Annotated in this window: 14 protein-coding genes; 1 reads left to right on the forward strand and 13 read right to left on the reverse strand. The window is 34.1% G+C overall.

From position 1 onward, the window contains the following. Positions 1-9: 9 nt before the first annotated feature. From ACM9HF_RS09290 to ACM9HF_RS09350, 13 genes are read right to left on the reverse strand one after another with little or no spacing between them, the layout of a single operon-like run. Positions 10-1,053 (reverse strand): alcohol dehydrogenase catalytic domain-containing protein, encoded by a 1,044-nt coding sequence (locus tag ACM9HF_RS09290; RefSeq protein ID WP_473617789.1) that lies wholly within the window; start codon positions 1,051-1,053, stop codon positions 10-12. A 13-nt stretch (positions 1,054-1,066) separates the two neighbouring features. Further along, a complete protein-coding gene (locus ACM9HF_RS09295; protein ID WP_473617793.1) occupies positions 1,067-1,834 on the reverse strand; it encodes a phytanoyl-CoA dioxygenase family protein in 768 nt (255 codons plus the stop codon). A 1-nt stretch (position 1,835) separates the two neighbouring features. After that, positions 1,836-2,693: a sugar nucleotide-binding protein gene (locus ACM9HF_RS09300; RefSeq protein WP_473617797.1), complete on the reverse strand. Its 858-nt coding sequence runs from the start codon at positions 2,691-2,693 to the stop codon at positions 1,836-1,838. Positions 2,694-2,752: 59 nt separating this feature from the next. Continuing rightward, entirely contained in the window at positions 2,753-3,577 is an 825-nt protein-coding gene (locus tag ACM9HF_RS09305; protein ID WP_473617801.1) for a phytanoyl-CoA dioxygenase family protein, read from the reverse strand. A gap of 2 nt (positions 3,578-3,579) precedes the next feature. Then, positions 3,580-4,656, reverse strand: a complete 1,077-nt coding sequence (locus tag ACM9HF_RS09310; RefSeq protein WP_473617805.1) for an alpha-ketoacid dehydrogenase subunit beta — start codon at positions 4,654-4,656, stop codon at positions 3,580-3,582. Continuing rightward, a complete protein-coding gene (locus ACM9HF_RS09315) occupies positions 4,649-5,644 on the reverse strand; it encodes a thiamine pyrophosphate-dependent dehydrogenase E1 component subunit alpha (protein WP_473617808.1) in 996 nt (331 codons plus the stop codon). Before ACM9HF_RS09315 ends, ACM9HF_RS09310 begins: the two co-directional genes overlap by 8 nt. A gap of 8 nt (positions 5,645-5,652) precedes the next feature. After that, positions 5,653-6,306, reverse strand: a complete 654-nt coding sequence (locus tag ACM9HF_RS09320) for a class I SAM-dependent methyltransferase (RefSeq protein WP_473617812.1) — start codon at positions 6,304-6,306, stop codon at positions 5,653-5,655. Positions 6,307-6,314: 8 nt separating this feature from the next. After that, a complete protein-coding gene (locus tag ACM9HF_RS09325) occupies positions 6,315-7,307 on the reverse strand; it encodes a GDP-mannose 4,6-dehydratase (RefSeq protein WP_473617817.1) in 993 nt (330 codons plus the stop codon). Between the two features lie 18 nt (positions 7,308-7,325). Further along, on the reverse strand, positions 7,326-7,982 hold the full coding sequence (locus ACM9HF_RS09330) for a class I SAM-dependent methyltransferase (protein ID WP_473617820.1): 657 nt from the start codon (positions 7,980-7,982) through the stop codon (positions 7,326-7,328). Between the two features lie 28 nt (positions 7,983-8,010). Beyond that, on the reverse strand, positions 8,011-9,138 hold the full coding sequence (locus ACM9HF_RS09335; protein WP_473617824.1) for a class I SAM-dependent methyltransferase: 1,128 nt from the start codon (positions 9,136-9,138) through the stop codon (positions 8,011-8,013). Between the two features lie 8 nt (positions 9,139-9,146). Continuing rightward, positions 9,147-9,710: an SIS domain-containing protein gene (locus ACM9HF_RS09340; protein WP_473617827.1), complete on the reverse strand. Its 564-nt coding sequence runs from the start codon at positions 9,708-9,710 to the stop codon at positions 9,147-9,149. After that, positions 9,707-10,651 carry an NAD-dependent epimerase/dehydratase family protein gene (locus ACM9HF_RS09345; RefSeq protein WP_473617829.1) on the reverse strand — a complete coding sequence of 315 codons (945 nt, stop codon included), beginning with the start codon at positions 10,649-10,651 and terminating at the stop codon, positions 9,707-9,709. Before ACM9HF_RS09345 ends, ACM9HF_RS09340 begins: the two co-directional genes overlap by 4 nt. Positions 10,652-10,665: 14 nt before the next feature. After that, positions 10,666-12,201: a TIGR04372 family glycosyltransferase gene (locus ACM9HF_RS09350; protein WP_473617832.1), complete on the reverse strand. Its 1,536-nt coding sequence runs from the start codon at positions 12,199-12,201 to the stop codon at positions 10,666-10,668. 251 nt (positions 12,202-12,452) lie between these two features. Between ACM9HF_RS09350 and ACM9HF_RS09355 the strand changes: the two genes are divergently transcribed. Further along, positions 12,453-14,951: a 6-hydroxymethylpterin diphosphokinase MptE-like protein gene (locus tag ACM9HF_RS09355; RefSeq protein WP_473617835.1), complete on the forward strand. Its 2,499-nt coding sequence runs from the start codon at positions 12,453-12,455 to the stop codon at positions 14,949-14,951. Positions 14,952-14,981: the final 30 nt, after the last annotated feature.

Genomic DNA, 14,981 nt, shown 5'->3' on the forward strand with positions numbered 1-14,981 from the left:
GACTCTTCCCTATATTAAATTTTCAAAATGTATTAATGCGCGTGTAATCTTTCTTTGTTCAAGATCAGTTAAAGCTTGGTTAATATCCATTAACGAATATTCATTCGATAATAACTTCTCTACAGGTAAAGTATATTTATTAATAATATCTACAATAAACGGAATATCTTTATCTGGTTTAGAGGCGCCCCCCCAACTACCTTCAATTTGCTTTCCACAAATAAGATCAAAAGGATCAAGTTGAATGGTTTCACCTGATGGCGGATGAGAAGCAAAAATGCATTTTCCTCCTCCTTTTTTAACTAATGAAAACGCAGCTTCAATTGTTGATGTTTTTCCTGCCGCTTCCACGATATAGTCAATACCTTCAGGGAAGTCAATTAAAAACTGTGCACGTCCTTGCTCACCTACTTCATAGCAATGAGTGGCTCCTAGCTCTTTGGCTAGTATTAACTTACTTTCTTCAATATCAAAAGCAATAACGTGACTCGGTTCAAAATGCTTTAAAGCTAATAATGCACTTAAGCCAATTCCACCTAAACCATATACACCAACAGACTTTCCAATTTTTGGTTTTAGCTGATTTAATACAATGCCAGCGCCTGTAGGTAATGCACAACCCAAAAGAACCGCTGTTTTTTTGTTTATACCTTTAGGTAGCTTAACCAAACGGTTTTCAGATACTACGGCATAGTTTGAAAATGTAGTTACAGCACCTGCATTAATCTCTCGTTCATTATGCAAATATTTACAACCACCAGCATCGATACCTTCTGACTTTATCCAGCCTAATATAACGTCATCACCGACACTAATTTTCTGAACTTTTTCGCCTACAGCGACAACCCTACCAACACCTTCATGCCCTAACATATGAGGGAGAAATTTATCTTCGCCTCGCCTGCCTTGTACTTCCATAAGCTGGCTATGACATACGCCTGAATAATCAAGTTTTATCAATACCTGTCCTTTTCGTAAAGTTGGTATGGTAATGTTTTCACAAAGAGTTAGGGGCTGGTTAATTTGTTCTAATATAGCGGCAGTTATTTTCATTTTTATCGCATTTTTAAGTATTGTTGAGGTTAAGATCAGGCACTAATAAAGTTGCTTCTAAACTGACTCTTGTTTTATCTGATTTATTTTCCATACCACGATGAATTAATCCATCATGAAAAACAATGAAATCACCAGATTGTGTAGGTACATCATAGATGCTTAATTGCGATACATCTTCATCAAATTTTGGTTTAGCAATACCGGTGTGATCGACTTCTCCATGATATTTCCAATCGTTTTTAAGATGGGAACCCGGAATAACACACAAACCGCTTTTATTTTTTACCACATGAATGGCTATCCAAATCTTTAAGCGCCTCATACCTTCAGGCATAGTCCCGTGACCTAAATCCCAAAACCATTTATCGGCATGATAATCACCAATATCTGAATTTCCAGGGCGAACAATTCGCCAATACATTTCCTGCCAACCGCAACCTTCTTCAGTAGCTACAGCTTGAATATCGAGACGCTCTTTCAAGGTTTGAAAAAAAGGTAATGCTAATATTGTTTCAAAAGCATTGGGCCCTAATATACGTACATTTTTCGGCCACATTTTTCGATGTTCAACTTTATCAGAAAGTTCATGATAATTTGACATATCAGTGTGATAAAAATGCTTAACTTCTTTAGGTGCTAACATTAACAAACGTGCTAAATATTGATCTCGGATAAACGCACGCAAAATTTTTAATTCACCTTCTGACATAGCACCAACAAAAAATCCTTGGTCTTGCTCAATATTATTAATAGCTACTTCATAATGATTAACACGCATACTAATTTCCTTTGCCATATACTGCAGATAATAATTCAGTAAAGCTTTGATTATTTAATTTTAACTCAGAAGAACTAATAGCATTTAATGAACCAAAAAGTACTGGTGTAATACCTTTTGAAGTAGCAGAAATTTTAATTATTTCTGCCTTTAAATCTAAATAAGATAAGAGTAATTCGGCCATTTTTGCATAAGATAAATCTTCAGCCCCCGATAACTGATAAATGCCTGATTTTTTCTCCTCGCAAATAGCGATTAAAGTATCAACGACATAATTTAAGGAAATAGGAGCTGCACAATAATCATCAAAAAGAATGATATTTTGCTGTGTTTTCGCTTTATCAACAATGCCATCAAATAAAGCGTAACCTTTACCTACTACTTTAGTTAAACGTAAGATTGCGGTATTTAATTTATTCTCGGTAATAAATGTTTCTACTTGTACCTTTTGCTGACCATATAACGTAGTTGCTGAATAATCACTTTGCCATTCAATAAATGGAGTTTGATGATTGAATACTTGAGAGCTAGAAAGAAAAATAGAAAATACACCTAATGCATTTAATTTCGATAGTAATAATACCGTATGATTCACATTAACCAAGGTAGAGAAATGCGGCTGTTTAATACACGCAGCGTTACTTGTCATTCCAGCGCAAAATATCACTGTATTAATATCTTTTATTTTAATATTTTCAATTAAGAAATCCATACTGTCTATATTAGCTAAATCGAAATACCAATTTCCCCCCTTTTGCTTTCGACTTGTTGTATAAACATTAACTTCTGCATTAGGTAAAGCAGTTTGACACGCTGAAGCAATAAAACCATCACCACCAATAATTAAAATATTATTCATAATTTGCCGTTGAGATATAAAGTTTAGTGATTTTATTTAAGTTTCAGCATTACTTAAATTCAAGGTTTAGTTAACAACTGTTTTTCATCATCATTTAATGCGTAATAGTCATCACCTAAGCTGCCAATCACACTACTTGTTAAACGAGTGTAATAACCTGCTTTTAAGTTTTTAGTTAACGGATGAAAACTGTTTTTTATTCTAAAATCGATTGCCCATCGAGTCATATGACTTTGATTAGCTTTTTGACCATGAATAAGCCCAAGTGTAAAACCCAGTCCGGAACCAAAAGGGAGAGAAATACAAGTTAATTTAGACTCGTCTAAGCCTACAATTTTTTTAGGCGCATATAAGAAACCCATTTGATTTTTTGGTGTACCACGAACAACATCTTCTCGGTTAAATTGCTCAAGTTCACTATCAGGAATAAGGTGACTTTGCGGAATAACATTTAAACCACAACCTTCAACCTGATCCACTAAAGGTAATGAAAGTGATACTTCATAAGCGGAATTACCATAATGCGTATCTCGGTGAATTCCGATGTTGTCTGTAAAAACACCTGGCCTTGCAATACGTAAATATAAATTAGTTTGGACATCTAAATCTTGTCCAAAAATACTTGTAAAAAAATCAAGGTTATCTTGTACAAAATATCGGTGTTTTTTATCGTTATTCAATTGCGTAAATACAGCAAACTGAAACTCATCATGCTGCTCATTTGTTAACTCAATGTCATGATAATTTTCTAACGATGTAAATTTTTTACCAAAGCTATCTCGTGCAATACGCTCACAAGTACTTTTAATTTCCTGTAAAAACTCAAGGTTATCAAAACAGTAAGTAAAATAACCTTGCTGCTTAAAACGATCAATATCAATCATAACTAAAATGGCCCTTTAAAATATTCTCCAGGAATATCATGATGTCCTTGACGAATGAGATGTTGATAAAGATCACCTATCGTTCCACTTTTTACTATTTTATGTGCTTTCTCTGCAATTTCTTTGGCACCAAAATAATATTCTTTAGTTAAAGCGTAACTTGTTGGCTCAGGAATATCAGGCATAGCTAAACGTACTGGTGCGCACTTTAATAAAGAAAAATAGTTTTCAGATACATAGCTAACAATTTCACTGGCAACAGAGCCTGTAGTAGCACCACTATCTAACACTAATAAGCGTCCTGTTTTTGCAACAGACGTACTAATGGTTTCCCAATCAATAGGCTTAATAGAGCGTAGATCAATAAGCTCAGCAGAAATACCCTGTTTTTTTAATGCCTCGACAGCGTTAATCGCTTCAATCGTTAAATATGACATTGAAACAATCGTAATATCACTCCCTTCTTTAACTACTCTTGCTTTATGCATAGGTAAATAGTCAGGGTGTTCAGTTACATTGTCTGCAACTACCCCCTGTTGATTATGCAACCAACGATGCTCTAAAAATATAACGGGGTTATTGTCAAAAACACTCTCTAACAACATGCTTTTTGCATCTTGCGGTGTAGTCGGCATTAACACTTTTAAACCAGGAATATGAGCAAATAATGCTTGTAAGTTTTGTGCATGTGTTGGACCTTGCCCCCAGCCTCGGCCAATTAATAACCGAATAGTTAAAGGAACACTACGTTGCCCGTTAAACATATATTGCCATTTAGCGGCATTATTAATTAATTGATCAAGTGCTAATAAAAAGAAGTCTAAACGTTGATGAACCATTACGGGCCGCATGCCAGCAAGCGCAGCGCCAATGCCTATACCCGTCATTGCATTTTCAGCCGTTGGCATATCAAAAATACGTTCTGGGTAGGCTTCAACAAGATCTTTAGTGGTGCCAAAAATACGACCTGGGTCGTCGATACCTAAACCATAACAAAACACATCATTAGACTGTTCCATCGCACTAAATAACGCTTGATTAATGGCTTGTGTATAAGGGATTACTTTTAAGTTATTCATAATGCCCCTCATTATAAACGTAATGAGCCAATGTATTGTTATCTGGAAATGGTGATTTCTCAGCAAATTCAAACACTTGAGATATTTGCTCTTTAATATTAGCTCTTAATCTTGTCATTTTTTCAATAGAAAATATGTCTTGCTCAACTAACCAGTTTTCAAAACGTGAAATAGGTTCTTTTGCCTGCCAAGATAAAAACTCTTCTTCACTACGATAGCCAATATGATTATCATAATTTGGCCCGCAGTGCTCACGCCAGCGATAAGTATCAAGCTCAACAAAGCAAGGGCCGTTCCCCTTTTTTATATTGGCAATTATTTGCTTAAATAGTTGATAGTTAGCAGTCACATCATTACCGTCACCATGGTAGCTATCTAAACCGATAGCTTGCGCTAATTGATGAATTTTACGATTTTTGGGTTGGCGTTTATCTAAGCTGGTATACACTGAATATAAATTATTTTCACACACGAATAATACGGGTAGCTTTTGTAGTACGGCGAAGTTAGCAGCTTCATAAAACGCGCCTTCTTCTGTAGCGCCATCACCTAAATAAACAACGGTAACATTTTTTTCATTACGCATTTTTTGGCTCAAGGCTAAACCAACCCCTAACGGAATAGTATTACCAACTATAGCGGTTGAACCTTTAAAACCAACACTTTCGTCAATCAAATGCATTGAACCACCGCGACCACCACTGCAACCTGTCGCTTTACCATAAATTTCAGCTAACATTGCTTTAGCACTACCACCTTTACCAAGGTAATGAGCATGCGCTCTATGGGTAGAAACCGCATAATCTTGATTCGACAATAAAGGTGATAGCGCTGCAGGTGCACCTTCCTGCCCAATAGATAAATGAGTTGGGCAACGCATTTTACCTTCGCTATATTTATCAGCAATTGCTTCTTCAAGATCTCGTATTAAATAAAGTTTATTTAAAATAGTTAGGCAATGCTCAGGGCTCATTACTAAATCTGTCATAAATTACCTTATGGGATAAACCAGTAAAAATCGCCAGTGTAATCAACCTTTTTGAAAAAGGCCTGCCATTCATCAACATGCATAATCGTTTTTGCTGTTAAATTCCAAGCATACATACGTTCTTTTTCTTCATCATTACGATAAGCATCAACTGTGATAAATGCTCTACCTTTACTCACTCGCATAATTTCTTGTAAAGCAATAGCGCAATCATCTAATTCGAGGTTATGAACGGTGTTGATACTAAAAACGGCATCAAAACTGTTATCTTCATAAGGTAGTTTTATCGCGTTACCCACTTGTAATTGTTCTTTTACTTCTTCTTTCGCGTTAGCAATAGCATATTCTGAAATATCTAGTCCTTGTACTGCAATACCCGGTACAAGTTCAGTAAAGTCATACAACATAAAGCCTTTAGCACAACCAACATCTAAAATTTTACTACTTGGAGATAATTGAAAATGTTGAACAAAGTCAGGAATAACAGGTTGCCAAAAGCGCGAAAAATACTTAAAGCCACCATAACCATATAAACGGTCACCATCAAAAAAATCTTTACCAAATTGACGAGCGATAGCACGCATTTCTTCAGTCAAAGCATCTTGTCTTGCATGCGGATCTCGTTTGCTTTGAGGGTAATTACGTAATAAATCAATTTCCATTTTATAAATTATGCCTTATGAATATAATCAAGGGGTTGCTGCTGTAGTACAGCAATATTTTCTTGCGCCCACTTTATGGTGCGGCTAATACCAGTGTCGAGACTAATACTATCTTGCCAACCAAGTTCATTTCTTATTTTGCTCGTATTTAATAAATAAGCCGCATCTTTACCTTTACGATCGTCACTAACTTCGCAAACTTGATTAAAGTCTGCCGACATATTTTGGCAAATTAATTCAACTAATTCTCGAATAGTTACCGTTGACGGTGTCGCAATATGATAACAATCGCCAAGTCTACCTCGCTCGGCAATTAAATGAGTTGCTGCTGACACATCATCAATATGAATAAATGAGCGTTCTGAATGACCTCCGCCATGTAATGATAATTTTTTGCCTAATAGGATATATAGAATGGTTCTAGGAACAATACGGTAAAGTTGCTGCCCTTCACCATAAACATTTGCAGCACGAGTGCTAATAACGGGGAACTGATGCACATTAAAAAAAGTTTTTAAACTCATATCAGCTGCTGCCCTAGAAACAGCATAAGGTGTACTCGGGTTAAATACTTGTGATTCGTCAATATACCCAGTACAACTTCCGTATACTTCAGGCGTTGTAATATGAATATAGCGGTCTAAGTAGTCTTTATGCCTAAGCATATTATGCAGCTTAATCATCGATACAGCATTAGTCATAAACCAATGTTCTGGAAAGTCCCAGCTTTGCCCAACCATACTTTGCGCAGCAAAATTATAGATATGACTGGGTTTTAACTTATCTAATAATATCTCTATTTCTGGTAAATGATGATTAACATCAAGTTGAAAAAAGTTAACTTGGTTTTTACTGTTCGCCCACGAATATGGCAATAATGCAGCAACAGGTGCTGCTGAACGACTAATACCAATAACTTGGTACCCCTGCTCTAATAAATATTTACAATAACTAGCACCTGAAAACGAGTTACTACCAATGACACAAACGGTCTTATTCATAAAGTACCCTAATAATTTTTATTTAACACATAAAGCGAATAAATAATGAGCCATGGGATAAAAACCAGTATGAACAACTTCATCATTCATCGAAAATAAAAACACATGCTTAAAATGCTGCTCTAATAACGTTTTAAAGTCATTACCTGATTTACAGTTAACATGCCCTTCAATACTTTGTGGTGATGCATAATGTTGAGATTCAAGCGAAGGTATACCAATAATAGCTACCCCATTATCATGGGTTGATTGGTTTAAATGTTTAAGTATGCCATGTTCATACTCAGGTAAAATGTGTTCAAAAACATCTAAACAATAAACCGCATCGTGCTTTGTTACAGTTGGCCCAGATAAAATATCGTGTACTTGAGCATTTTTTTGCCAATCATAACGTGCATTTTGTTGTACTTTTTCAATAAAAACAGGATCAAAATCGCTCACTGTAAGCTGTTCAACAGAATCAGCTACAATGTGAGAACCAAAAGCATCAGCACAACCAACTTCTAATACTCGAGCCTTTCCCGCTAGCATTTTTGCGACAAATTTATAGCGGGATAAAACAAAAACTACACGTTTAGGATCATCTTGCCATACTTGGTTGGTCATAAAGCCAAGTTTAGTTTCAGGGTATTCAAATAGAGTATTGTATTGAGCTTCTTTTGTATCTTTTTGCATATTAACTCTCTGTTAAATATGTATTTTATTAACGAACAACACTTAAATATTGTTGACCTCGCCCAAACCACTTTCGAAACAAAGATAAGTCACAATCGAAGTCACCATTTTTTAATAAAGGAATAGCGGCTATAAAATTATTGATAGCTAATGATGTTTCTATCATATTTTCACCAATTAATTTGTCTATGCTTTTAAGCACAAGAATAAAATTGTCTAAATCTTTTTCTAAACAAGATGTTCTATATACATTATGTATTTGCATTGCTTTATCGCAGAGTCTTAATAATTCTTGCGATTGAGATTGCTCAAAGGCAATTTTAGGCGTTACTCGATAATCAATTAAATAAGGAGACCACTCTGTATAACTTTGAAGTATGGTATTTTTATTACCTGAATGGCTTTCTTTATACCAACGCCAGTCTTGAATAAATTTTGGCGAACAGCCAAGTACATTAAATTCATCAGGTAATGCAACTAGAGCCTCTTCTAATGAAAAAAGACTGTTTTCAGTCCAAGAATGAATTATATTATCTAAAACCCAATCTTTATGGTGTCGGCTCATTCCCGATAGGCTATTTAGATCTTCCTTAAAAAATAATGTAAGGTAATCGAATAAAGGCTCATCATCGATAAATTTTTGCTTAAATAAAGGTAATAATATTCGTCGACAGATTTCAGCTAGATAACTAACAGAACTAACCGTTGTAAAGACACAAATGCCATTGGGTTTTAAAGCAGATAATACATTGTTAAGAAATTTAGCAGGGTCCTTTTGCCCAGGAATCAAACCTTCACATAACACTAAATCAAATTGTTCGGGAAATGAATATGATGATACATCGGCTTGAATAATTGATGCACTATTACCATATTCACCATTATCTATTCTTTTTTGAATATTGCTGACAGCCGCATTGGCGCCATCAACAAAAGAAATACTTTTAGGAGACCAGGAAGCTAAATGAAGCGCATTATCTCCAGATCCCGGACCTATTTCTAACAAAGTCCTACTTTTAATGACTAATTGTGTAATACCTAGACTCAGAAAAAGAGCATTGCGTTGAGCAAAATGTAATGCAGATCCGGCACCATGTTGGTGAACGGGTATTGAGTTTAATTCATCATAGAAATCAAGAAATGCACGATCTGACATAAAGAGTCCTACCCTAAAAATTCATGTAATAAACGCATTAACATATGACCTACCACTAGTTGTAAATCTTCTGAAATCTGCATATCGTCAATTTCAAAATGGATAGGTAAATCTAGAATTTCTTTCGCTTTTCCGCCCGAAAATCCAAGAACTCCCGCAGTAAACACTCCCTTAGTTTTAGCACTTTCTATAGCTTTTATAATATTAGCTGAGTTACCACTACCTGAGAGTACTAATAATAAGTCACCTACGTTTGCTTTTACATCCAACTGATGTGAAAAAATAGCATTGTAACCCACATCATTTGCCAAACAAGTAATAACTGAGGCATTAGCTGATAATGCCTCTACCTTTAATGAATTTTTATTTTTAGGGCTAACCCCATATAGAAAATCGTTCGCTAAATGTTGGGCATTTCCAGCACTACCACCGTTACCGCAAATATATAAGTTACCGCCGTTGTTAATTAAAGTTAATAATTTATCAGCTAATAGCTCAACGTCTTGCCAGTTGGTATTTGAGAGCAAGGCCGTTAACTTGCTTGCATAGTTTGCACAGGTAAATTTTTTCATAAGACTGTCTTTTGCATCCACTTTAAATTATACCAACGATCTTCGTCTAATAACTTCCCTTGATGATAGGCTTCAATCATTTCTTCAATAGCAATTCTGACATTCTTTTTAGGTTTAAAACCTGTTGCCAATAGCTTATCTGAATTTACTCGGTATGAACGCGGATCATTAGAGGGCGTAACAACAACTTCAGCATCTATTTTCTCTTTAATAATTGCAGCAATCTCACCCACCGTTATGTTTTCGAAACCGGCATTGTATACGCCAGTTACTTGCGGGTTTTCTAATAAAAACAAATACAAATCAGTTATATCGTCGATATGGATATTAGGCCGAGCTTGTTCACCACCAAATACCGTAATACGTCCATTTTTAAGTGCTTGCATGGTTAACATATTAACCGCGACATCAAGTCTTTGGCGGGGTGATAAACCACAAACAGTTGCTGGCCTAACTATTTGTACAACCATATCGTCTGAATAACTTAACAATACACGTTCAGATACCATTTTAGTTTTGTTGTACTCAGATATTGGTTCTAATGAAAGTTCTTCCGTGACATTCTCTTCATCTTTTATGCCATATACACTGCCTGACGATGCATAAATAAAATGCTTAATGCCTTCTCGTTTAGCTCTGTCAGCTAATTGCATTGTAGCTAAAGCACTTGTTTCCCATGTTAATTTAGGATCTAAATCACCACAGGGGTCATTAGCAATTGAAGCTAAATGAATAATAATATCAACTCCATCAAGCGGAATGGATGGCGTATCAATCACGCTACCTTTTACAACAGTTAAATTGGTATGTTCAGGTAAGAAGTTACCAAACCACTGGGTATCAAAAGCAATAACTTTATGCCCTGCACTTAGTAATTTAGGAACTAAAATACTCCCCTTATAACCCGTTGCACCAGTTACTAATATTTTTTTTATATTCATAATTAACTAATTTATTAAAATAATTCAGGATATTGTGACAAAAAGCTGTCACAGACTAAAGAAGAAGAGTCTTTAAAAACAAAATCTGTAGGTAAACGTTCTATATATTTCTTTTGTAGAGGAGTTACTTCATTCAAAAACTCTCCATCAACTATTTGCTTTTCAAATTCATTAACGGCGGATAAAATTTCCTCAGGTGTATTCTCAACATATTGATAGCCATACTTACTTAATTTTTTTCCGTTAAAACACAATAAAATTGTTTCATTACTGTCCTCACTCAATACCTTACCTTTACAGACATCAATTAAATTCACTTCTTCGTTATTATGAAATAAATGCTTGGGTATAAACCTAGTATTTCTTGAATATTGAGGATTAAATGGAGTGGAATTTATTAATAAAATAGGTACGTCGAACAAGGCTGCCACACTAAATGGACCGGAAAGAGCGCCAATATAAAAGTAACATTGACTTATTAAAAGTAATTCAAAAAAGTCACCATATTCTTCATCTCTATCTAAACATAAATCTAAATAGTTTTCTGAGAGTATATTTAACTGCTGGTTTGACCCATTGCCAATTCGAACAACTTTATAGCCCTTATCAATCAACACTTCTACTGCTTTTTGATAATTAGCAATATTCGCGTCTCTATAGTCATGATAAGAAAAGTCAGCGTTTCTTGATATCTTACCTAAATAGTCGCTGTCTCTAACATGTAAACAGACTATTTTATCTGATTTTGATAATCCATAATGACCTAGGAGCTCCCATCCTTGAGCTATATCAGCTGGAGCAAGTTGTAATACAGAAGAATAATTATTATATATACGTATTAATTCTTGATTACCTTTAGTAACAATATTTTCATTTGTATTTCCTCTCATTACAGAATGTATATCATAAGGAAACTGAATAAAAAAAACCTCATCTAATAATTGAGCTCGAGTTGAATAAAAATCAAACCAAACTTTACTTTCAATAATATGAACATTATTTTTCAATAAATTATATAAGGCTGTGTTTGCAGGTGTTATTCCATTAGATATAAATACATAAAGACAATCATCTTCATGTACTTCATTTTTTTGACGACGCAACCATGGTTCTATTTCAACAGCTAAATGACCAATTCTATTTAGAGTTAATATGTTAATTTTTAATTTAATATACTTAGGATTGATATCTGCTAGTGTTTTATTAAATAGGTACTGACATTCTTCATCTTTAGGATCAATACTTAGTGCATAAGCTAATGCTATCAAAGCATCGGCCACCATATTTTTAGACATATAGGCTTTATATAATAATAAATACCCCGTAACGTCAGAGCTACGCATATTTACATAATGATGTAATAAATTAAAATCTAAGATTTCTTCTTGCTGTGCGTCTAAAACTTGTAGTTTCCATAATAGGTATTCTGAATTATTGGGATCTTTTTTGAGTAAAGTGTTGATTACAGGTAATAATGTATCGTATTTACCCATTTCTTGATGAATCCTAACATGTTCCACTAACTGCTGAATACTTGGGCTCTTTTGCATTTTTATACCTTTAGTATGATTTTAGTAACATTCTAATAATAATCAGATAAACTCTATCTAACGATTAAAATTTTGACGCTTTTCTATAGTAAAGTATTCAAGCTAATATTATGCCAATAGTCATTAAATCTTAGACTATTGGCATAATATTAGCTTTATACTAGTTTAATAGACACAGTAATATAATTTTGACAAACAAAACATAAGTAGACCAACTTACCCACATCATTTACAAAATATAGGCTTTAAAAATGACATCAAGCGAAGACGTGCTATCTGAACAATTTCAAATAAGTCGCTACAATGAAAAGTATTTACACTCCGTAAATAGAAAATTATTTGAAAGAGAAAGTTCATCTTCTATGTTTGAAAGACAATTTGGTGAAAAACTTCAAAAAGAAGAAAAGCTATACATTATATTGGGAACCGACTCAGGTTTATTACCCACTTATTTGCTACAAAATAAAACACCTAAAAATACACGGTATTTATTTATAGAACTCCCTTATATCATTGACAAAATAAAAGAAAACATTCCAACTAATTACGATAAAGATACTTTTCAATTTACCACGTTAGATCAATGGCAAAAAACAGCAGAAGCATTTGAGATCAATGTTTATATTTATAAAGATAGTATCGAATATATAAAATCTTTTTCGGCTATTGATTCATTTTTAATAGATTATCACTCAACCAATTTAAAAATGATTAAAGAGTTAGAAACAATATTCTTTTTCACTCGAGCATTGGTGGGAGTTTTCCCATTCATGACACGACAATTAGTGAATATTACTGAGAATAAAAATTCATTAACCTTATTAAACAATTTATTTAAAGGTAAAACCTGTGTAATTCTTGGTGGTGGGCCTTCTCTTGATGACGACATAGAATGGATAAAAGAGAACCAAGAAAATTTAGTCATTATCGCAGTATCACGTGTTTCTAAAACATTATTAAAAAATAATATAACCCCACATATGGTGGTATGTGTTGACCCTTACGATGTCAGCTTTGATGTGAGTAAAGAGCTTTTATTAATGTCAAAAGAAGTACTTTTTATTAATGCTAACTGTGTAACATCACCGTTGTTATCACAATGGTCTGGCCGTAATGTTTGTATTGGCGCAAGGTTTCCTTGGAAAGAAGAGTCAGATGAAAACTGCAGCATAGTAGGTGGCCCCACAGTAACTAATACCGCTCTAAAAGCCGCAATAGAGATGGGCTTCGCTAATATTTTATTAACGGGTGTAGACTTATGTTATGCGTCATCAGGTGTTACTCATGCAAAAGACAGTAATGAAGCTAAAGTTGGTCCTACACTTGGGCAACCCGGTATATGGGTACCAACATATGCAGGTGATAAAGCAGAAACACAAATAGCATTCGACAATGCGATATCAGCCCTTTCTAAGCAGGCAAAATCAGCCTTAGACATGGGGGTAACCATATATAACCTTTCAGCGAATGCCGCTGTTGCAGAATATATTGATCATATTCCTACATCAGCACTTTCATTTGAGAATGAAGCAAATAACGCATGGGAAATCATCAATAATGCTCTTCCTCCTATGAGTAAAGATGCCATTCAAGAAGATAATAATTTTGTATTAACGAAAGTTAGTAAAATATTAAAAGATATAAAACAGATCAAAATTCTCGCAAAAGAAGCACTTGAATGTAATGAAAAAATATTTTCGATAAAAGGTAAAGAAAGTGAGAATTTTAAATACAAATTGCGAATGGATAAAATAGAAATAGAGCTTGATAAAAAATATAAAAAATCATCGGCTTTTGTTAAAAATTTTGGCCTAGATAAATTTATTAAGTCAGTACAAACATCTCATGAGGATTGGTCTGATGATCAAGTAAAAAATACTGGCCAAATATATTATCAAGCGTATGTAGACTCAAGCACAACACTTATTAAACATTTAGAAGAGACTGTAAATCGAATAAAAAGTAGAAAAGAAGAAGAAAAAGCATCACCTGATATTACTAAACTCTTTGAACAATGGGAAAAAGATAAGCACTTTGGGCGAGTAAAAGTATGGCAAATAAAACACCCTGAACATACCAATATACTAGAAAATAACTTCCCTGAAGAATTAGAACGTTTTAATACAAAGTTTCAAGATATTCTAAGTGATGAAGAATCGCAGCATATGAAAAAAATGAAGCTACAGTCATCTTTAGATGGTGTAAAACGTAAAATTATTATTTTATTTAATCAAAAAAATATTGATGCCTTAAATGTGTTGACTCACAGTTTGAAGCTATACGATAAAAATAATCATCAAGCACAAGAGCTTTACATAAATGCAGAGGCTTACTTAGCGATTTTACGACAAGATCATCAGTCTGCTTTAAGTTATTTTGATCAGCTAGATTCAGACACATTTTCAGAGGATGAATTACAGCAAATAGCTTTTTTAGGTATAAATTTATCTTTATATGAAAAAACATCTTGGGCATTAGAAAAGCTATCTAGCATCTCACCTAAATTTACCCCTCAATATGGAAAAGTATTATATTTACTAGGTGAATACGATAAATCAATTAATGTGTATAGCCAATATTTAGAAGACTTCCCTGAAGATTTAATAACATGGTTAGCACTTGGTAAAGTATATATAAAAATTAATGCTATCGAATCAGCACAATTAGCCTTCAAACATGTTTTAGCTAAAGAGCCAAACAATATTAATGCCCGTGAATTATTACAAAGCATAACGGATCTAACACAGTAAAATCAGAATAGAGGTTACCTTGTGGAAGCC

It is taken from the genome of Colwellia sp. RE-S-Sl-9, from assembly GCF_048296855.1.
Lineage (GTDB): Bacteria > Pseudomonadota > Gammaproteobacteria > Enterobacterales > Alteromonadaceae > Pseudocolwellia.